Origin of the sequence: Mesorhizobium sp. M0894, from assembly GCF_040319725.1 — a bacterium.
GTDB lineage: Bacteria > Pseudomonadota > Alphaproteobacteria > Rhizobiales > Rhizobiaceae > Mesorhizobium.
Map to the genome: position 1 here is coordinate 230,901 of NZ_JAMYOG010000007.1, position 18,646 is coordinate 249,546.

Here is an 18,646-nt window from a genome sequence, read left to right on the forward strand (position 1 = left end):
GCTCAGAACCGGAATATGTCAGCCGAATTTCGGATCGAGACTGCCCGACTTGTAGCGCTTGGCCATTTCCGAGACCGGCAGCGGCTTGATCCTCGGTGCGTTGCCGGCAGTGCCGAACTGCTCGAAACGCTCCTTGCACAGCTTCCGCATGGCGGCCATCGCCGGCGTCAGATATTTGCGCGGATCGAATTCGCTCGGGTTCTCGGTCAGCACCTTGCGGATCGCGCCGGTCAGCGCCATGCGGTTGTCGGTATCGATATTGATCTTGCGCACGCCATGCTTGATGCCGCGCTGGATTTCCTCGACCGGCACCCCCCATGTCGGCTTCATCTGGCCGCCATATTTGTTGATGATCTCCTGCAGCTCCTCCGGCACCGAGGACGAGCCGTGCATGACGAGGTGCATGTTCGGCAAGCGGCGGTGGATTTCCTCGATGACGTTCATGGCAAGCACCGCGCCGTCCGGCTTGCGGCTGAACTTGTAGGCGCCGTGGCTGGTGCCCATGGCGACGGCCAGCGCATCGACACGGGTGTCGCGCACGAACTGTTCGGCCTGAACCGGGTCGGTCAGCAGCTGATCGTGGCTGATGACGCCCTCGACGCCATGGCCGTCCTCCTGTTCGCCGCCGCCCATCTCCAGCGATCCGAGAACGCCGATCTCGCCCTCCACCGACACGCCGCCCCAATGCGCCATATCGACGACGCGGCGGGTGATATCGGAATTATAGGCGTAGTCGGCCGGCGTCTTGCCGTCTTCCTTCAGCGATCCGTCCATCATCACCGAGGTGAAGCCGTACTGGATTGCGGTAACGCAGGTCGCTTCGTTGTTGCCATGGTCGAGATGCATGCAGACCGGGATATCAGGATGGATTTCGACCAGCGCGTCGATCAGCTTGGCCAGCACGACATCGTTGGCGTAGGCCCGCGCGCCGCGGCTCGCCTGCAGGATGACCGGCGATTTGGTCTCCTCGGCTGCCTCCATGATGGCGAGGCCCTGTTCCATATTGTTCATGTTGAAGGCAGGCACGCCATAACCGTATTCGGCGGCATGATCGAGCAATTGTCTCAGTGTGATGCGAGCCACTCAGTAGTCTCCCGTATCCGATTTCGAGCCAGTGTTTGCGGGCTGTTCGGCTATTGTCGAGCCCGCTAAAGCTTCTGGCCGGATTTCCGCTGCACCGCAACCGCTGGACGCCCGGCCGACAGCAATTCTTGTTACGGCACGCCGTCAGAAGCGTCATGATATCCCAGGCAGATATAACATTATCACAAAAATACTGGTGGCTATGCGACGTTTCCTGTTATATCTCGGAACGTGGTTCGGATTGCACGAGGAGGCCGCGGAAATGAAGAGCGACGGCCGTCGGCAAGGCATCATGGATTTTCTGATGGACACCGGCACCGCCAGTGTCGACGATCTTGCCTCGCGCTTCGGCGTCTCCAAGATGACCGTCCACCGCGACCTCGACGAGCTCGAGGAGGGCGGCTTCCTGCGCAAGGTACGCGGCGGCGCCTCGATTCAGCCGAGCAGCCTTTTCGAGAGCGATTTCCGCTACCGCCAGAGACTGGCCGGCGACGAGAAAAAGCGCATCGCCGCCGCTGCCGTGACGATGATCGAACCGGGTCAGACGGTGATCATCGACGACGGCTCGACCGCGGGCGGCGTTGCTCGGCATCTCGCCGATCTGCGTCCGCTGACGGTGATCTCGAACAATCTGGCTGTCATCCAGGATTTGGCGGGCGTTGCCGGCATCAACCTGATTGCGCTCGGCGGCCAGTACAGCAAGAAGTTTCACGGCTTCTTCGGCCTGCTCGCCGAGGACACGCTGAAATCATTGCGCGCCGATGTCGCCTTCCTGTCGTCATCGGCTATCCACGGCGCTTCCGCCTTTCACCAGGATCAGGAAGTGGTCCAGACCAAACGGCTGATGATGGCCGCTGCGGCGCGCAAATATCTGCTGGTCGATCACGGCAAGTTCGGCCGCACAGCCTTGCATTTCCTGACCGATCTCAAGGCTTTCGATACCGTCTTCACCGGCCGCGAGCCGCAGCCGCAGATGCGTGCGGCGCTGGATGGTGCCGGCGTGTCGCTGACAGTGGTCGCAGAGTAGGAGGAGCACGCATGGTTTACTGGGTCGGCACCAGCTGGAAAATGAACAAGACGCTCGCCGAGGCGATGGCTTTCACGAGGGCATTGGCCGAGTTCGTCCCCGGTTTCGACGAGCGCATCCAGCCCTTCGTCATCCCACCCGTCACGGCGGTCCGCGAGGTCAAGAAAGCGCTGTCGCCGACGCGCATCAAGGTCGGCGCGCAGAACATGCATTGGGCTGACGCCGGCGCCTGGACCGGCGAGATCTCGCCGGTAATGCTGAAAGACTGCGAACTTGATATGGTAGAGTTGGGCCACAGCGAACGGCGCGAGCATTTCGGCGAGACCGACAAGGCTGTCGGGCTGAAGACCGCAGCGGCGGTGAAGCACGGTCTCGTGCCACTGATCTGCGTCGGCGAGACTTTGGCTCAACGCGACAGCGGGCAGGCGGATACGGTGCTGGCCTTGCAGGTGCACGGCGCGCTGCAGTTTCTCGAAGGCGCGGCCAGGGCGGCGACGATCCTGTTTGCCTATGAGCCGGTCTGGGCGATCGGCGACAAGGGCGTGCCGGCAAGCTCGGACTATGCCGGCAGACAGCAGGCGCTGATCAAGAAAATCGCGCGCGACCTGCTGCCGGCCGTGCCGCCGGTGCTTTATGGCGGCAGCGTCAATCCGCAAAATGCCGCCGAACTGATCGGACAGTCTCATATAGACGGCTTGTTCATCGGCCGTTCCGCCTGGCAGGCGGACGGCTATATAGACATCCTCAAACGCGCCTCAGCGGCGATCTGAACCATCGAACAGGAAGGAAACCGAACATGAAAATAGCCATTGGAGCCGACAGCGCCGGCAAACCGCTGCTCGATGTCATCGCCGCTCACCTCGCCACCAAGCCCGGCCTCACGGTCAGCGATCTCAGCCAGACGGGCTACTACGCCGACCTGTCGCAGAAGCTCGCCCAGACCATCCTGGACGGCGAGAACGATCGCGGCATCCTGTTTTGCGGCACCGGCATCGGCGTATCCATTTCCGCCAACAAGGTTCCCGGCATTCGCGCCGCACTCACCCACGACACCTATTCGGCCGAGCGCGCTGCAAAATCCAACAACGCCCAGATCATCACCATGGGCGCGCGCGTCATCGGCCCGGAATTGGCCAAGTCGATCGTCGATGCATGGCTTGCCTCGGAATTCGATGAGAAGGGACCGTCGGCCGGCAATGTCCAGGCTATCGATAGGCTCGACGCGGCGAAGCAGCTTTAGGTCGAAACTCAATCAGCTGGCTGCCGCCAATGGCCGAGATGGTGGAAAGCGGTCTTCGATTCTGCTTTATACGCACATAGTTTCAGAATCGCGGGTCCTGCATGAGCCTTGCCTTCTCTTACGTTCTCGCAGGCAGAGGCTGGGCAGATTGCTCGATCGAAGTAGATGGAGCCGAAATGCTCATGCAAGTCTCCTACCTCTCCGACGCTTTTGACGATCTTGTTCGAGCTGCGTTAAGCGCGCTCACCCACGGAACCATTGAAACCGCCGTCTTTAACGACGAGCCGGGCACATACCGTTGGCGCCTGACGCCTTCGGGCGAGTTCCTCAACATCAAGATCACCACCTATGACGATCCTTTTGCGCGAGAAAAAGATCCGAGTGGCTATCTATCCTTCGATGCGGACTGCCGCCTGCGCACGTTCGCCGGAGCGGTGCTAGCAGCCGGTCAACAACTTCTTATTGCCCACGGCGAAGAGGGCTATATGAAGCAGTGGAAATACCCCTTCCCAACTGCACCGCTAGCTCAGTTGAAGCAGGCACTACGCGAAAAGTGACGCATGGCTGCAATGGGTGGAAAGCAGCCAATGCCAATTTACCGCAAACTCATAAACCACACAGACTCAGGCATGTTAGATCCAGAGCATTTTGCAGCCAAGTGGATTCACTTGGCGTCGCACAAATACGAATAATCAAATAGAGCGGATGCCCGATTCAATTTAAATGTATCCCGCTCTACGCCAGGCTTTTCCACATCGCATTGATGATCGTCACGGCCGACGCGGCGCCGGGATCCATATGCCCGAGCGATCGTTCGCCGAGCCGCGAGGAGCGGCCCTTCGCGGCGATCATATCCTTGGTCGCCTCGGCGCCCCGTTCGGCCGCGGCGAGTGCAGTTTCCAAGCTCTCCAACAGGGTCTTGCCGGCTTCCTGCGCGGCGCCCGCTGCCTGCGCTGCCGGCAGCCATGCGTCGACCATGGTCTTTTCGCCGAGCTCGGCCTTGCCGCGATCCTGGATGCCTTGCGCCATCGCCCGGAGCATGGCGATGACGTCAGCATCCTCCAGAATTGCCCTGCCTTTGACAGCGGCGGCAGCGCGCATGAAGGCGGTCGCATAGAGCGGGCCTGACGAGGCGCCGACGGCGTTGAGGAACGACTTTGCTGCGGTGTTGAGCAGCGCCGTCGGTCCGGTCGCCGCGAGGTCGAGTTGCGCCAGCGCGTCGCGCACAGCGCCAAAGCCGAGCGCCATCGCAATGCCATGGTCGGCATCGCCGATGACGCCGTCGAGCCGGCAGAGCCGGTCCTTGTCGGCATCGATCGCCACGGCGATCGCATCGAACATTCTTTTCAAGCCGGCTGAGTCGATCGAGGTCATGATGCCCTCTCAGCCGGCGCGGAACATGGCGCAGTCGCAAGGGTGGTCGAGCATCTCCTGCAATTCGCCGTCGAGATGCATCAGCGTCACTGAGGCGCCGGCCATTTCGAGCGACGTGCAATAATTGCCGACCCAGGTCGCGTGGACGGAAACGCCGATGTCGTCGAGCCTCTGCTTGACCCGCCGGTTCATGATGTAGAGCTCCATCAGCGGCGTCGAACCGAGCGAATTGACCAGCACGGCGACCTTGTCGCCGCGCGTCGGCGCCATCTCGTCTAGGATCTTGTCCAGCATCTCGTCGGTGATCTCGTCGGCCGTCTTTAGTTTTCCACGCGCGGTGCCCGGCTCGCCATGGATGCCCATGCCGATCTCCATCTCGTCCGGTCCGATCTCGAAATTCGGCCGGCGGGTCTGCGGCAGCGAACAGGGCGAAAGCGCCACGCCCATAGTGAACGTCTGATCGTTGGCCTTCCTGGCGATACGCTCGCATTCATCGAATGACAGCATCCGGTCGCATGCGGCACCGACAGCCTTGAAGATGAAGAAATTGCCGGCGACGCCGCGCCGCTTCTGTCTCTGGTCGCGCGGCGCCGAGGCGACATCGTCGGTGGTCAGAACGGTGCGCACTTCGATGTTGTCCATTGCCGCCATTTCGGCGGCCATGTCGAAATTCATCACGTCGCCGGCATAGTTGCCGTACATGAATAGCACGCCAGCACCGCCGCTGGCCGCCTTGGCGCATTCAAGAATCGGGTCCGGCGGCGGCGAGGCAAAAACGTTGCCGATTGCGGCCGCGTCGGCAAGCCCCTTGCCGACGAAGCCGAGGAAGGTCGGCTCGTGGCCCGAGCCACCACCGATGACGAGGCCGACCTTGCCGGGGCGTGGCCCGTCGCGGGCGATGATGGAGCGGGGGCTGCCGTCCGCACGTCTGAGATGGCGCGGATGCGCGGCCAGAATGCCCTCCAGCATCTCGTCGACGGAGCGGTTGCCGTCATTGATGATCTTCTTGGTCTGCACCGGCATCCTCCCTGGTTTTCGTGAGATACTACAGCGCCTTACCGGGATTTCCACCCGGCGACGGAGATTTCACGCCGCGATGCGTTCGCGTGCCGCCAGCAGTTGCACGCAGGCGCTGGCCGCCTCTTTGCCCTTGACCCTGAAATGCTCGAAAAAGAAGCGGTGATGGTCAGCGCTGTCATGGTAGTTGTGCGGCGTCAGCACCGCCGACAGCACCGGCACGCCAGTTGACAATTGCACGTTCATCATGCCGTCGATGACCGCGCTCGCCACGAACTCATGCCGGTAGATGCCGCCATTGACGACGAACGCGGCGCCGAGGATAGCGGCATAGCGGCCGGTCTCGGCAAGCGTTTTTGCATGCAGGGGAATCTCATAGGCGCCCGGCACATCGAAGACATCGACGGCAAAGCGTTTCTCCCCGGCAACCGCCAGTTCCGCCTCGAATGCTTCAACGCATTGGTCGACGATATCGGCGTGCCAGCGCGCCCGAATGACGGCAACGCGGATCGTTTCATAGTCGTTCTGGGAATGCTGATTCATGGGTCCATCCTTCCGTTTCGAACCAGAATCAGGACGCACGATACGGAGTCCGAACCGCGAAAGCGGACCGTCTTCCATTCGTTCTCTTCCATCCGGACTGTGACCGTCGGCTCCGGAATCTCACCGGATCTGCTGACCCCTCCGGCTAACCGGAAAGCGCTCGCGGGCTTGGGCCGAGACCCTTACCGCCGGTGGGGACTTTCACCCCGCCCTGAGAACATTGACGGCGTTGTATGGAAGGGCCGGATAACGCTGTCAACCACCGACGTCGTCGCGGATGGCGCAGAAATAGCCATTCGGTCCGACTTGGTCACCCTTGAGGGCGAGGGAGGCGCTGATAAGTTGCAGCATCAAATGGCGATCACGGGCAAGGCAGGCAGCACCTTGTCCAAGGTGATGGGAAATTCACGCACACGCACTCCGGTCGCGTTGTAGACGGCGTTGGCGACAGCAGCCCCCGCACCGCAGACGCCGAGCTCGCCGAGGCCCTTCGCGCCAAGCGGATTGGCCTTGTCGTCGTCTTCCTCGAGGAAGACCACGTCCATCGCGGGGACGTCGCCATTGACCGGGACGTGATATTCGGCAAGATCGTGATTGACGAAGTGGCCATAGCGCGGATCGAGCACCGTCTGCTCCATCAGCGCCGCACCGATCCCCCAGGTCATGCCGCCGATGATTTGCGAGCGTGCAGTCTTGGGGTTGAGGATACGGCCCGCGCCGACCACAGTCAGCATCCGGCGCATGCGGATTTCACCGGTGTCGCAATCGACAGCGACCTTGGCGAAATGCGCTCCGTACGAATGCTGCGAATAAGTCTTGTACGACTCGGTGGTGGCGCCTGCGGCTACGGAGCCTTCGGCCTCGAACCCGTCGGGAGCGATCCTCCCGATGAGATCGGCCAGGCTCGCCGATCGCTGGCCGATCCTGACCTCGCTGTCGGCAAAGTTTGCCTCGGTGGCGTTCGCGCCGCGCAACGGTGACGCTTCGCTCGACTGCGCCGCGTCCAGGATCCGTCCTTTGAGGGCGTTGCACGCATTATACAGGGCCGAACCCGCGCTCGCCGCGCCCCAGGACCCGCCGGAGCCGGCGGTACGCGGGAAGCGGCTGTCGCCGAGCTCCACCTTGACGGACGAGATCGGCACGCCGAGGCTCTCGGCAGCAATCTGGGTCAGGATCGTATAGGTGCCGGTCCCAATGTCGGTCATGTCGAGCCGCGCCGTCACCCGACCGTCCCGGTCGATCGCAACCCGCGCCGTCGCCGCGCCGATGTAGTTCGGACGGATCGCCGCCGCCATGCCGTAGCCGATGAGCTTCCGGCCCTCCCGGGTGCGGCCCGGTGTCGGGTTTCTCCGCTCCCAACCGAAACGGCGGGCGCCTTCCTCCATGCAGGCGACGAGATTGCGGGTGGAGAACGGCACTTCGCGCTCGGGATCCTGAGCCGGTTCGTTGCGGATCCTGAGTTCGATCGGGTCCAGGCCGACCCGCTCGGCGAGCTCATCCACTGCGCATTCGAAAGCCAGCATGCCGGGCGCTTCGCCCGGCGAGCGCATCCATTCGCCGCGGTTGATGTCCAGCGAAACCAGGCGATGGCGGGTGAGACGGTTCGGCGCCGCATAGAGCGAGCGCGCAAAAACTGCCGTTTGTTCGCAGTACTCCTCGAAGCTGGACGTCGCGGACCAGACATCGTGCGCGATCCCGGTGAGCCGCCCATCGGTATCCGCGCCGAGACGTACCTGTTGGATCATCTCTGCACGGTGACCGGCATTGGCGAACATCTGTTGCCGCGTCAGCGCGATTTTCACGGGGCGCTGCAGGGCCTGCGCTGCAAGCGCGGCCAGGATCGTATCGGCATGGACAATCAGCTTGGACCCGAAGCCTCCGCCGATGAAGGGGCTCACGATGCGCACTCGCTCGAGCGGGATGCGAAGCGTGCTGGCGACCCCGGCCCGGAAGTTCGCGAGGGTCTGCGCCGATGTACGGATCGTCAGCTCGTTGCCTGACCAGGCGGCGAGCGTCGCATGCGGCTCCATCGGATTGTGATGTTCGAAGGGGGTCCCGTAAGTGGCATCGATCTTGATCGGCGCCGTCGCAAAGGCGCGCTCGAAGTCGCCGACCACGCTGTCGGTCTCGAAGCCGGCATTGGTCCGCTTTGGCGCGTAGGAGTCGGCGATATGTCCCGGTAGATCGTAGAGGCCCGGCTCCTCGTCGTAGCGTACTCTGATTAGGCCCGCAGCAGCGCGTGCCGCCTCGAACGTCTCCGCAACAACCAGCGCGACCGGCTCGTCGTAATACCGCACCCGATCGCTGTTGAGCGCAGGCCGGGCGCGGGTGAAGACCTCCGGCACCGTCGGCGTGACCGCCGTGCCGAAATCCGGCTGGGCCGGCGCATTGCGGTGCGTCATGACGAGCAGCACTGCCGGCGCCCGTTCGGCTTCGGTCGTGTCGATCTCGGCGATGCGGCCCTTGGCGACGGCGGCGCCGAGAATGTAGCCATAGGCTGTACCATCCAGCTCATTCTCGTAAGCGTATGTGGCGCCGCCCGTCACTTTGAGCGGACCGTCGATGCGGTCGATCGGCCTCCCGATGATGCCAGCACCGGGACGCGGTTTCACTCTTGAATGGGTGGCGGAGCCGGGCAGTCCGGGTATGGTCTCGTTCATAAGTCACCTAAAGATTTTCATTTGGAGTTCGGAAGCATCGAGGCCGCGACGACGCCTCTTTCCTCGCACCTTCATGTTCGTCGCGCAGCGGCCGGAGCTCACGCGGCGATCTCGCCGAAATACTCGCGAAACTCGACCAGCTTCCCTGTCGGGCCGGCGCGCATGAAGATCGCATGCAGGCCAGTGTAGGGCGCGCCGCTGATTGTCCCGCTCCCGCGATCGCAGACGATGACCCAGTCGGCGGCGAAGAGCTTGAGATCGACGGTCGATTTCGTGATCCTGTTTCCTTGCGCTTGATGCGCGGCGGTCCAGGCTGCGAGTGCCGGCTTGCCTTCTGGCGGTCCGTGTCGGCCTCGTTGCTCGCCGACAGGGAATTGGAAGGTCATCGTCTCATCGCAACAATCAAGGAGTGCCGTCCAGTCGCCGGAGGCCCAGCCGGCAAAGAAGGCGTCGACGGCGGCCTCGAGCACGTGACGAGCTCCCGGGTCGGATGTGGCGCCCCAAGCTGCGGCGGCAGAAACAAAAAGGCCGCCACCCGCGGCGGCAACGGCGCGTCGCGTGAGTTTCATATCGATCTCCTGCTCGTCGCCTGCATCTGGGAACCGCTGTTCGGGGTCGTCGTCTCTGTCATCGTGTCGCCTCACGCACTCTCGACGGCAGCAGCGAGTGTGTGCCGCACCGTTCGTTTCGCCAGCGGGATCTTGAAGTCATTGGCGCCATGCCCAACGGCTCCGGCGAGCGCGGCTTCGGCAGCGTCGGTAAAGGCATCGTCGGACGCCGCTGCGCCTGCCAGCCCGCGCTCCGCCTCCGTCGCGCGCCAGGGTTTCGCTGCCACGCCGCCCATGGCGATCCGAGCGCTTCGGATACGATCGCCGCTTTTTTCGACGATTGCTGCCACCGACACCAGCGCGAAGGCGTAGGAAGCTCGGTCGCGCACTTTGCGGTAAAGCTGCCGGCCGGGTGGTGGCGGCGGCAGGGTAACCGCGACGACCATTTCGCCGTGGCCGAGCACGGTCTCCACATGGGGCATCGTCTCGGGCAATCGATGGAAATCGCCGATCGGGATCGTGCGGGTCTCGCCGCCGGGCGAAACGGTCTCGATCCTGGCGTCGAGCCCGGACATGGCGACCGCCATGTCCGAAGGATGGACGGCGATGCAGGCTTCGCTCGCGCCCAGTACAGCGTGCATGCGGTTGAAGCCTTGAAGCGCCGCGCAGCCCGAACCCGGCTGGCGCTTGTTGCAGGGCATGTTGCGGTCGTAGAAGTAGGGGCAGCGCGTGCGTTGCAGGAGATTGCCGCTGGTCGAGGCCTTGTTGCGTATCTGGCCGGACGCTCCCGCCAGCAGCGCTTGTGTGAGCATCGGATAGCGGGACCTCACCCGCGGGTCGGCGGCAAGATCGCTGTTGCGGACCTGGGCGCCGACCCGAAGCCCGCCTTCTGCCGTCTCCTCGATCCGATCAAGCGGCAGCCGGCTGATGTCGACGAGATGCGCTGGGCGCTCGATATCGAGCTTCATCAGGTCGAGCAGGTTGGTCCCGCCGCTGATGAACTTGGCGTCCGGCCGGGCCGCGACCGCGGCGGCCGCCTGCTGGGCACTCGTTGCACGTTCATAAGTGAAGGACTGCATTGCTCATGCCTCCTCTGCCGCGTCGCGGATTGCAGCGACGATGTTCGGATAAGCGGCACAACGGCAGATGTTGCCGCTCATCCGCTCGCGGATCTCGGCATCGCTGAGAGCGACGGAAGCCGCTGCCACGTCGGCGCTCGCATGGCTCGGCCAGCCGGCCTTGGCTTCGCCCAACATACCGACCGCCGAGCAGATCTGGCCTGGCGTACAGTAGCCGCACTGGAAACCGTCGCGGGCGATGAAGGCGGCCTGCACCGGATGCAGCCGGTCACCCTCGGCAAGGCCCTCGACCGTGGTGATCTCGTCGCCATCATGCATTGCGGCAAGCGTCAGGCAGGAATTGATCCGGCGTCCATCGACAAGCACCGTGCATGCGCCGCACTGGCCGTGATCGCAGCCCTTCTTCGAGCCGGTGAGGCCGAGATGGTTGCGCAGGGCATCGAGCAGCGTCGTCCGCGGGTCGAGTTCGACGGCAAGGTCCTTCGCGTTGATCCGCAACGATATCGGCATCGTCGGTACCGGCGTGCCAGATGCCGTCGCCGTGACGGTGTCGGCCGGCTCGGCGCCGACCGGTATCCCGGTAGCCAGGAGCACCCCGGTCGCCACCCCGCCCTCCAACACGGTTCGACGCGTTGGCCCCCTCCTGTTGTCTGTTTTAGCCATGCAAGATCTCCCAGTCGCAATGAAGGACGCAGACGGCAACTTGACCCCGACAGCGGACCCTCGGGTTCGGTCATCGACACTGGAGGTGGGGGCGCACGCAGCGGCTTTCTTTCAAGAAACCGGCGGCACTATCAGGATTCTGGAGAAGAATTCACCCGATAGGCACGAGGCGTCATGCCCCTGAGACGCCGGAACGTCGTGGTGAAGTGGCTCTGGCTTGAAAAGCCGAGCCGAAAGGCAATGGTACTGATCGACAAACCCGTTTCGCGCAACAGTGCCTCCGCTCGCCGCACCCGTTCCTCGATTACATAGGCATAGGGGGCAAGACCGGTCGTCGCCTTGAAGCGCCGCGCAAAACTGTCGACGGCCAAGTCGGCGACAGCTGCAAGCTCGCTTAGCGAAATGTCGGAATTCATACGTGCATCGATATAATCCCGAACTCGACCAAGTGCTCGGCGGCTGAGACAGCCGTGACGTACGAGCGGCTGTTGCTCCCGGCTCAGGTTGGCCACGCGGAGGCTGACGAGGGCCACCAGATGCTCGACATAGGCAGTGTCCGGCTTGTGACCGAGGGCCATCTCGTCGCGAAGCGAACTCAGCAGCGTGGCGACGACCGCGTCCTTCTTGTTTACCAGTATCGGCAGGTTCCTCAGGCGTTCGCATCCGGGAAGCCCGATATCGGGATCGATCCACAGGGCTGAATATGAGAGGTTTACATCGCGATAGAAGCCCTGTCGCTCCGCGCCTGCCGGGACGAAGGTGAGGGCTCCGGGACGATCCATTCCGTCGTAGAGGGATCTTGCCTCGTGCCGGATAGACGTATGGGACGTGCCGCCTTCTTCGGTCAGCACGATCAGATGATGAGGGGCTGTCCAGCGGAGCTCCGCCTCCCGGCACGCCCACCGCCGGTTGTCGAAAACGATCGAGGAGCTGACCCATGACGCGGTTTGCAGGGGCTCCGACTTTTCCTCCTGGCTCCGAACCCGTCCGTCACCAAGCAGCGGTCTGAATGACATCGCGGCATCCCGCTGGTTCACTCGCCGAGCCGTGGTCAGCCCCGGCTTGAGCGTTGCGCCGCCCCGCCGCTACGCATACGACCGTCCATCTGGGACAGGCAACGGACCTTTTTAACCGCGCCGTGTTCAAGAAATCGTGAGATCAGGCAAAATCCAGCGCGCCTCCTGGCACTCCAAAGCGGATCATCCGCGCTCGGGAAACATCGCCTTCAGGCCTTCGCGCGAGGCCGTGGCGACGCCGCGTTCGGTGATCAAGCCGGTGACCAGCCGCGCCGGCGTCACGTCGAAGGCGGGGTTGGCCGCCGGCGTGGCTTCCGGCGACACGCGGACCTGGGCAATCTCGCCGGAAGCGGTCTTGCCCCAGACCAGCGAGACCTCGTCGGGCGAACGCTGCTCGATCGGGATTTCGGCCAACCCGTCGCCCACCGTCCAGTCGATCGTCGGCGACGGCAGCGCGACATAGAACGGCACGTCGTTGTCGGCGGCGGCCAGTGCCTTGAGATAGGTACCGATCTTGTTGCAGACATCGCCGTCGGCGGTGGTCCTGTCGGTGCCGACGACGACCATGTCGACCTGGCCGCGCTGCATCAGATGGCCGCCGGCATTGTCGACGATCAGCGTGTGCGGCACGCCGTGGCCGGCCATCTCCCAGGCGGTCAATTGGGCGCCCTGGTTGCGCGGTCGCGTTTCGTCGACATAGACGTGGACTGGAATGCCGGCTTCCGTCGCCAGATAGATCGGCGCGGTGGCGGTGCCGTAGTCGACTGTGGCCAGCCAGCCGGCGTTGCAGTGGGTCAGGATATTGACCGGTTCGCCCGGCTGCTTGCGCGCCGCGATCGTCTTGATGATTTCGAGCCCATGGGCGCCGATGGCGCGGTTGAGGCCGACATCCTCGTCGGCGATCTTGCCGGCACGCCGATAGGCGGCTGCGGCACGTTCTGCCAGGGGAAGCGCCAACAGGAAGCGCTGCATTTCATTCAGCGCCCACCGCAAATTGATCGCCGTCGGGCGCGTTTCGTGCAGGGTTGCCCAGACGGCGTCGAGCGCCGCATCCGACGGATCGTCGGCCATCTGCATGGCGACGCCATAGGCGGCGGTGACGCCGATCAGCGGCGCCCCGCGCACCCACATGTCGCGGATTGCCGTGGCGATGCCGGCGACGGTATCGATCTTTTCGATGCGGAAATCATGCGGCAGCCAGCGCTGGTCAATGATCTCCACGGAACGCCCGTCGTCACTCGGCCAGATGGTGCGGTAGTGGCGGTCACCGACGTTCAAATCCTGCTCTCCCGTTCGATCAGCGCGGCCAACTGGTTGACCTCGTCGATGCTGTGGATCTGGCGCCGGTTGACGGCGAGGTGACGGCCGAATTTCAGCGCCTTTGCCTCACATCTGGCGCGCAGATCCTGATCGGCAATGGTCTCGAAATCGGCATTGTGGGCAAGTCCGAGAATTCGCCGGTGAACCTCGACGCCGGCAAAGCCGAGCAGATCGGTCCAGATCGAATGCAGCATGTGGTCGAGCGCCTGCTCGGCGCCAAGACTGTCGCCCTGATCCTCGAACAGGCTCTTCTGGTAGAGTATGCCGGTGCGCTCGGTTCGCCACAGATGCGAGAACTCGGCGCGGAATACCGACCATGTCTCGACCGTGACGTCGAGCAGATAGGCGCGCATGGCGTCGCGCTTGCCATTCTGCTCATGGCCGCGCTGCGAGAAGAACGCCATCCAGAAATTGGCGAGCAGCATGCCAACATCGAAGGCGATCGGACCGTAGAAGGCGAATTCGGGGTCGATCATCCGCGTTTCGGTGTCGGTGACCATGATCGAGCCGGAATGCAGGTCGCCATGCAGCAGCGTCTCGGCATTGGCGGCGAAGAGGTGCTTCATCCGCTGCGCCTCGACCTTGAGGTCGCGGTCGGCGCGCAGCTCGGCGACAATGCCATCGAGCTGCGGGCTGGTGTGCCGGTTCATCTTGGCATCGAAATACGGGTCCGAGAAAACCAGGTTCTCGGTGATGTCGCAGAGTTCGACATTGTCGGCGAACAGCGCCAGATCGGCCTTGCGGTCCTTGGTCGCCATATGCAGGTCGGAGCCGCGAAACAGCGTGCGGGCCATGAACAGGCCGATGTCTTTCGCGATGTTGGGCAGTTGCCGGCCCTCGATCAGCGCCCGCCGCAGGATAATGTGCGGCGACAGATATTCCATGATGATCAGCGCCTGGCCTTCGTCGAAGTAATAGATATCAGGCACGGAATCCGGCGCCCGCGCCTGTTGCCGCGTCAGCGCATGATATTCGAAGAAGGAGCGCTTCAACGGCAGTGGCCAGCTGTCGCCGACCAGCCGGACGTAGGGCAGGGCTTGCTTGACGACGGCCGCACCCTCAGCACCCTCGACAATGAACACCAGGTTCAGATTGCCGTCGCCGACTTCACGGATCTTCCAGCGGCTCGTATCCTTGCCGATCTGCGAACACAGAGCCCCGTTGGCACGGAGACGGCCCGCCAGTGTCTCGACCGACAGTGCTTCGAACGGCGATTTCCCAGTCATCCTCACCTCCCGCTTATGTGCTCCGATGATAGCGGAGCCATGGCGGTCGGGCCAAGCTAGGAAGCCCGCTAGCAATTGTCAATCGTGTTGACAATTGCCGATATAGCCCATAGCGTCACGGTCAGGGAGGAACGAATGGGCAATGATGCCGTGTTCCGCGTCGACGGCCTGAGGAAATCCTTTGGCCATATCGAGGTGCTTGGCGGCGTCTCGCTCGAATTGCATGCCGGCGAAGTCACCGTGCTGATGGGTGCCAACGGCGCCGGCAAATCCACCCTCGTCAAGATCATCAGCGGCGTCTACGACCATGGCGGCGGCTCGATGTCGCTTGTCGGTCAGGACTTTGCGCCGAAAACGCCGGCCGAGGCGATCCGCGCCGGCGTCGTCACCGTCCACCAGAACATCAATGACGGCGTCGTCGCCGATCTCGACGTCGCCACCAACCTCACGCTCGACAGGTTGAGCGGCAGCGGCGTGCCGACGCTATTCAAGCCGGGCCGGGTGCGCCGTGAGGCCAAGGCGGTTGCCAACCGCATGGGGCTGGCCGTCGACCTCAAGGCCCGCATCAGCCATCTCTCGCTGGCCGATCGTCAGATGGTGGCGATCGCCCGCGCCATGGCGCACCGGCCGAAAGTGCTGATCCTCGACGAGCCGACCTCCTCGCTGTCCAGTGCCGAAGCCGACCGGCTGTTCGCATTGCTCGACCGGCTTCGCCAGCAAGGCGTGGCCATTCTCTATATTTCGCACCGTATGTCTGACATCAGACGGCTTGCCGACCGCATCATTTCGATGCGCGACGGGGTCATCTCAGGTATCTTCGACAGGAAGCCGCTGGACTATGAAGGTGCGGTCAACGCCATGCTCGGCCGCAAGATCCAACTCGAGCGGATCGTCGCCAGGAATTCGGCCAAATCAATTTTTATTGCCGACGGCTTGCGGATTGCCGAAGGCGCCAGGCCGATTTCGCTGACGCTCGGCGACGGCGAGGTCGTCGCCATCACCGGCCTCGTCGGCGTCGGCAAGACCGCGCTCGCCGAGACGCTGTTCGGCTTGCGCCAGCCGCTGTCCGGGACCATGGTGCTGAACGGGAAACCCTATGCTCCGGCGTCGACGGGCGAAGCGATTGCCGCCGGCGTGTTTCTCGTCGCCAAGGACCGGGGCGAGAACGGCATCGTCGGCGGCTTCAACATCCAGGAAAATATCAGCCTGCCGTTCCACAGGCGCATGTCGCGTCTCGGCGTCCTCAAGCGCCGCATCGAACGCGCCATTGCCCGCCGGCAGATCCAGGAACTCGGCATCGTCTGCCGCTCGGAGAAGGACGAGATGTCGTCGCTTTCGGGCGGCAATCAGCAGAAGGTGATGGTCGCCCGCTGGATGTCGCAGACCGCAAGGCTTTTCATCCTCGACGAGCCGTTTCAGGGCGTCGACATTTCGGCTAGGCGCGATATCGCTGCCAAGCTGCGGGCCAGCGCCAGCGGCCGCGCGACGCTGCTGTTCGTCACCGAACTGGACGAAGCCCTGGAGACGGCCGATCGCATTCTGGTGATGTCGGAGCAGACGATCGTCGGCGAGCACCGCAACACCGATGTCGATCTCGAGCGGCTGCTGGCCGAAGTGGCGGGCGGGCCGTTGCACAGCGCAGCCTGACGGCAGGAAGACGATGAGAATTGGAATGGAGAGGGCATGAGTTCAGGTTGGGTAAAGACAGTGCCAGCGTGCGGGAGCGCTGAATGATCCTGCGCGACCGTGCCATCCGGTATGGCTTCATCGTCCTGTTGTTCGGTCTGATCGCCTATTTCGCCATTGCCGCCGATGGCTTCGTGTCGCCGCAAAGCGCCGTCTTCATCTTCCAGTCGGTCGCCATCACCGGCGTTCTGGCGCTCGGCGTCACCGCCACGCTGGTCGTCGGCGGCTTCGACTTGTCGATCGGCTCGGTCGCCACCAGCGCCATGATGGCGGCTGCCTACGTCATGGTGGTGCTGGAGCAGAATGCCGTCGTGGCGGTCGTCGCCTGTCTTGTGATCGGCGCCGTTGTCGGCCTCATCAATGGCTGGCTGATCGTCTATATGCGGGTGCCGGACCTTTTGGCGACGCTCGGCATGATGTTCCTGCTCGTCGGCCTGCAGCGCATCCCTACCGAGGGCCGTTCGATCGCCACCGGCATGACCATGCCCGACGGCTCGGTCGCCAACGGCAGCTTCGGCGCCGCGTTCCTGGCGCTTGGCCGCCATCGCTTCGATTTCTTCATCCCGAACCTCATTCCGGTGTCGGTCGTCGTCCTGCTCGTGCTGGCGGTGCTGATCTGGTTCTTTCTCGAATACACCCGTTTCGGCCGCATGATGTACGCCGTCGGCAGCAACGAGCGCGCTGCCGAACTCGCCGGCGCGCCTGTCAAGGCATACAAAATCTGGGCCTACGTTATTTCTGGGGTTTTTGCCTCGATCGGCGGCATTTTGCTCGCCGCCCGGCTTGGACGCGGCGACATCGCCTCGGGTAATAATCTGTTGCTCGACGCGGTGGCTGCGGCACTCATCGGTTACGCGGTTCTCGGCGCCGCCAAACCGAACGCCTTCGGCACGGCCGTCGGCGCGGTGTTTGTCGGCGTGCTGCTGCAGGGCCTGACGATGATGAACGCGCCTTACTACACGCAGGATTTCGTCAAGGGCGTGGTTCTCGTGGTCGCCCTTGTCTTCACCTTCGCCCTGTCCGGCAGGGGCAGGAGATAGGGTTCGACCGGGTCACATTTTGGGTTCAACAAGTGGAGGAAACGACGTGAACATCACAAGAAGACTTTTGGGGAAAGCAGCGCTCGGGCTTGCCGGCGCAACATTGCTGATGCAGTTGCCGGCAATTGCGCAGGACAGGCCGGCGCCGTTCGACAAGCCGGGTGCCGTCAAGATCGCGCTGGTCCGCTATCTCTCGACCGGCGACTTCTTCCAGGCCTATCTCTCCGGCGTTGAGGCGCAGGCCAAGGCGCTCGGCGTCGACCTGCGCGTGCTCGACAGCCGTCAGGACGCGGCGCTTCAGGCGGACATGGTCGACCAGGCCATCGCGCTCGGCGTCCAGGGCATCATCATCCAGCACGGATTGACGGAATCGATGAAGGACGCCGCCCAGCGTGCCGTCGATGCCGGCATCAAGGTCGTCGCCTTCGACGTCAATGTCGAAAACCCCAAGATCCCGCAGATCGAACAGTCCGACCGCGACCTCGCGCGCCTGGCGCTCGAACAGGCGGTCAAAGACAATGGCGAGAGCTGGAAGGCCGGCTATGTCTATGTCGCCGGCATCGCCCCGCTCGATCGCCGCAACGAGACCTGGGTCGAATTCAAGAAGAAATATTCGGGCATCAACGAAGCCGCCATGTTCGGCACGCTCGACAATCCGATCGCCAATTCGGTTGCCAACCAGGCTCGCTCGGTGTTGTCGGCTCATCCCGACATCAAGGTGATGTTCGCGCCCTATGACGAATTCGCCAAGGGCGTAAAGATCGCCGTCGACGAGGCCGGGCTGAACAAGGATATCAAGATCTATTCGGCCGACATCTCGACCTCCGACATCGCCGCGATGCGCGAGCCCGACAGCGCCTGGGCGGCAACCGCCGCCACCAACCCGGCCGTCGTCGGCCAGGTCTCGGTGCGTGCGCTGGCGCAGCTCTTGGCCGGCGAAGATCCCGGCCACAACGTCATCGTGCCACCGACGCTGATCACCCAGAAGGACCTGCTCGACAAGGACATCAAGAACATGGAAGACCTCTCGGCCAAGCTGCCGCAGTTCGCCCATGCCGATGTCGCCATGCCGGCCTGGATGCCGAACCCGAACGCGAAGTAACTTTCGGCACGAGCAAAACAAT

The 18,646-nt window shown here is 63.3% G+C and carries 18 protein-coding genes and 1 riboswitch; of the genes, 7 read left to right on the forward strand and 11 right to left on the reverse strand.

The window, feature by feature from the left end; translation table 11 throughout:
- Positions 1-18 precede the first annotated feature (18 nt).
- Positions 19-1,083, reverse strand: a complete 1,065-nt coding sequence (gene fba / locus NKH91_RS16440; RefSeq protein WP_023716732.1) for a class II fructose-bisphosphate aldolase — start codon at positions 1,081-1,083, stop codon at positions 19-21.
- A gap of 262 nt (positions 1,084-1,345) precedes the next feature.
- Between fba and NKH91_RS16445 the strand changes: the two genes are divergently transcribed.
- The 4 genes from NKH91_RS16445 (at position 1,346) to NKH91_RS16460 (ending at position 3,907) form a co-directional block, all read left to right on the forward strand.
- Positions 1,346-2,110: a DeoR/GlpR family DNA-binding transcription regulator gene (locus NKH91_RS16445; RefSeq protein WP_031193326.1), complete on the forward strand. Its 765-nt coding sequence runs from the start codon at positions 1,346-1,348 to the stop codon at positions 2,108-2,110.
- 11 nt (positions 2,111-2,121) lie between these two features.
- Positions 2,122-2,880, forward strand: coding sequence for a triose-phosphate isomerase (locus NKH91_RS16450; protein WP_352639012.1), 759 nt, complete (start codon positions 2,122-2,124; stop codon positions 2,878-2,880).
- A gap of 26 nt (positions 2,881-2,906) precedes the next feature.
- Positions 2,907-3,350 (forward strand): D-erythrulose-4-phosphate isomerase, encoded by a 444-nt coding sequence (gene derI / locus NKH91_RS16455; RefSeq protein ID WP_352639014.1) that lies wholly within the window; start codon positions 2,907-2,909, stop codon positions 3,348-3,350.
- Between the two features lie 101 nt (positions 3,351-3,451).
- Positions 3,452-3,907 (forward strand): hypothetical protein, encoded by a 456-nt coding sequence (locus NKH91_RS16460; RefSeq protein WP_352516504.1) that lies wholly within the window; start codon positions 3,452-3,454, stop codon positions 3,905-3,907.
- A gap of 178 nt (positions 3,908-4,085) precedes the next feature.
- Here the strand turns inward: NKH91_RS16460 and dhaL are convergent, their stop codons facing one another.
- From dhaL to mtnK, 10 genes are all read right to left on the reverse strand, one after another.
- On the reverse strand, positions 4,086-4,724 hold the full coding sequence (gene dhaL, locus NKH91_RS16465; RefSeq protein WP_352884698.1) for a dihydroxyacetone kinase subunit DhaL: 639 nt from the start codon (positions 4,722-4,724) through the stop codon (positions 4,086-4,088).
- A 9-nt stretch (positions 4,725-4,733) separates the two neighbouring features.
- A complete protein-coding gene (locus NKH91_RS16470) occupies positions 4,734-5,741 on the reverse strand; it encodes a dihydroxyacetone kinase subunit DhaK (RefSeq protein ID WP_352639016.1) in 1,008 nt (335 codons plus the stop codon).
- A 69-nt stretch (positions 5,742-5,810) separates the two neighbouring features.
- On the reverse strand, positions 5,811-6,284 hold the full coding sequence (locus NKH91_RS16475; protein ID WP_352639017.1) for a 6,7-dimethyl-8-ribityllumazine synthase: 474 nt from the start codon (positions 6,282-6,284) through the stop codon (positions 5,811-5,813).
- Positions 6,285-6,360: 76 nt separating this feature from the next.
- Positions 6,361-6,507, reverse strand: a riboswitch (FMN riboswitch).
- Positions 6,508-6,634: 127 nt separating this feature from the next.
- Positions 6,635-8,944, reverse strand: coding sequence for a xanthine dehydrogenase family protein molybdopterin-binding subunit (locus NKH91_RS16480; protein ID WP_352884695.1), 2,310 nt, complete (start codon positions 8,942-8,944; stop codon positions 6,635-6,637).
- 98 nt (positions 8,945-9,042) lie between these two features.
- On the reverse strand, positions 9,043-9,513 hold the full coding sequence (locus NKH91_RS16485) for a nuclear transport factor 2 family protein (RefSeq protein ID WP_352884693.1): 471 nt from the start codon (positions 9,511-9,513) through the stop codon (positions 9,043-9,045).
- A 71-nt stretch (positions 9,514-9,584) separates the two neighbouring features.
- Complete coding sequence (locus NKH91_RS16490; RefSeq protein WP_352639021.1) at positions 9,585-10,571, reverse strand: FAD binding domain-containing protein; 987 nt, start codon at positions 10,569-10,571, stop codon at positions 9,585-9,587.
- A 3-nt stretch (positions 10,572-10,574) separates the two neighbouring features.
- Entirely contained in the window at positions 10,575-11,234 is a 660-nt protein-coding gene (locus NKH91_RS16495; protein ID WP_352493972.1) for a 2Fe-2S iron-sulfur cluster-binding protein, read from the reverse strand.
- Positions 11,235-11,365: 131 nt separating this feature from the next.
- The gene (locus tag NKH91_RS16500; protein WP_352482884.1) at positions 11,366-12,250 is read right to left on the reverse strand and encodes a helix-turn-helix domain-containing protein; all 885 of its coding nucleotides are present in this window, start codon (positions 12,248-12,250) and stop codon (positions 11,366-11,368) included.
- A gap of 183 nt (positions 12,251-12,433) precedes the next feature.
- The gene (mtnA, locus tag NKH91_RS16505) at positions 12,434-13,528 is read right to left on the reverse strand and encodes an S-methyl-5-thioribose-1-phosphate isomerase (protein ID WP_352884689.1); all 1,095 of its coding nucleotides are present in this window, start codon (positions 13,526-13,528) and stop codon (positions 12,434-12,436) included.
- Positions 13,525-14,796: an S-methyl-5-thioribose kinase gene (gene mtnK, locus NKH91_RS16510; RefSeq protein ID WP_352884687.1), complete on the reverse strand. Its 1,272-nt coding sequence runs from the start codon at positions 14,794-14,796 to the stop codon at positions 13,525-13,527. Before mtnK ends, mtnA begins: the two co-directional genes overlap by 4 nt.
- 135 nt (positions 14,797-14,931) lie before the next feature.
- Here mtnK and NKH91_RS16515 point away from each other — a divergent pair, with 135 nt between their 5' ends.
- From NKH91_RS16515 to NKH91_RS16525, 3 genes are all read left to right on the forward strand, one after another.
- Positions 14,932-16,443: a sugar ABC transporter ATP-binding protein gene (locus tag NKH91_RS16515; RefSeq protein WP_352884685.1), complete on the forward strand. Its 1,512-nt coding sequence runs from the start codon at positions 14,932-14,934 to the stop codon at positions 16,441-16,443.
- Positions 16,444-16,526: 83 nt separating this feature from the next.
- A complete protein-coding gene (locus NKH91_RS16520; RefSeq protein WP_023716746.1) occupies positions 16,527-17,522 on the forward strand; it encodes an ABC transporter permease in 996 nt (331 codons plus the stop codon).
- A 46-nt stretch (positions 17,523-17,568) separates the two neighbouring features.
- The gene (locus NKH91_RS16525; protein ID WP_023716747.1) at positions 17,569-18,624 is read left to right on the forward strand and encodes a substrate-binding domain-containing protein; all 1,056 of its coding nucleotides are present in this window, start codon (positions 17,569-17,571) and stop codon (positions 18,622-18,624) included.
- The last annotated feature ends 22 nt before the right edge of the window (positions 18,625-18,646 follow it).

Excerpts from the sequence above, each read along its gene's own strand:
- NKH91_RS16475 (WP_352639017.1), bottom strand. The coding sequence starts at position 6,284 with ATGAATCAGCATTCCCAGAACGACTATGAAACGATCCGCGTTGCCGTC.
- NKH91_RS16480 (WP_352884695.1), bottom strand. The coding sequence starts at position 8,944 with ATGAACGAGACCATACCCGGACTGCCCGGCTCCGCCACCCATTCAAGA.
- NKH91_RS16445 (WP_031193326.1), top strand. The coding sequence starts at position 1,346 with ATGAAGAGCGACGGCCGTCGGCAAGGCATCATGGATTTTCTGATGGAC.
- NKH91_RS16520 (WP_023716746.1), top strand. The coding sequence starts at position 16,527 with ATGATCCTGCGCGACCGTGCCATCCGGTATGGCTTCATCGTCCTGTTG.
- NKH91_RS16485 (WP_352884693.1), bottom strand. The coding sequence starts at position 9,513 with ATGAAACTCACGCGACGCGCCGTTGCCGCCGCGGGTGGCGGCCTTTTT.
- dhaL (WP_352884698.1), bottom strand. The coding sequence starts at position 4,724 with ATGACCTCGATCGACTCAGCCGGCTTGAAAAGAATGTTCGATGCGATC.
- NKH91_RS16490 (WP_352639021.1), bottom strand. The coding sequence starts at position 10,571 with ATGCAGTCCTTCACTTATGAACGTGCAACGAGTGCCCAGCAGGCGGCC.
- mtnK (WP_352884687.1), bottom strand. The coding sequence starts at position 14,796 with ATGACTGGGAAATCGCCGTTCGAAGCACTGTCGGTCGAGACACTGGCG.
- derI (WP_352639014.1), top strand. The coding sequence starts at position 2,907 with ATGAAAATAGCCATTGGAGCCGACAGCGCCGGCAAACCGCTGCTCGAT.
- NKH91_RS16460 (WP_352516504.1), top strand. The coding sequence starts at position 3,452 with ATGAGCCTTGCCTTCTCTTACGTTCTCGCAGGCAGAGGCTGGGCAGAT.
- NKH91_RS16500 (WP_352482884.1), bottom strand. The coding sequence starts at position 12,250 with ATGTCATTCAGACCGCTGCTTGGTGACGGACGGGTTCGGAGCCAGGAG.
- NKH91_RS16515 (WP_352884685.1), top strand. The coding sequence starts at position 14,932 with ATGGGCAATGATGCCGTGTTCCGCGTCGACGGCCTGAGGAAATCCTTT.
- NKH91_RS16495 (WP_352493972.1), bottom strand. The coding sequence starts at position 11,234 with ATGGCTAAAACAGACAACAGGAGGGGGCCAACGCGTCGAACCGTGTTG.
- NKH91_RS16450 (WP_352639012.1), top strand. The coding sequence starts at position 2,122 with ATGGTTTACTGGGTCGGCACCAGCTGGAAAATGAACAAGACGCTCGCC.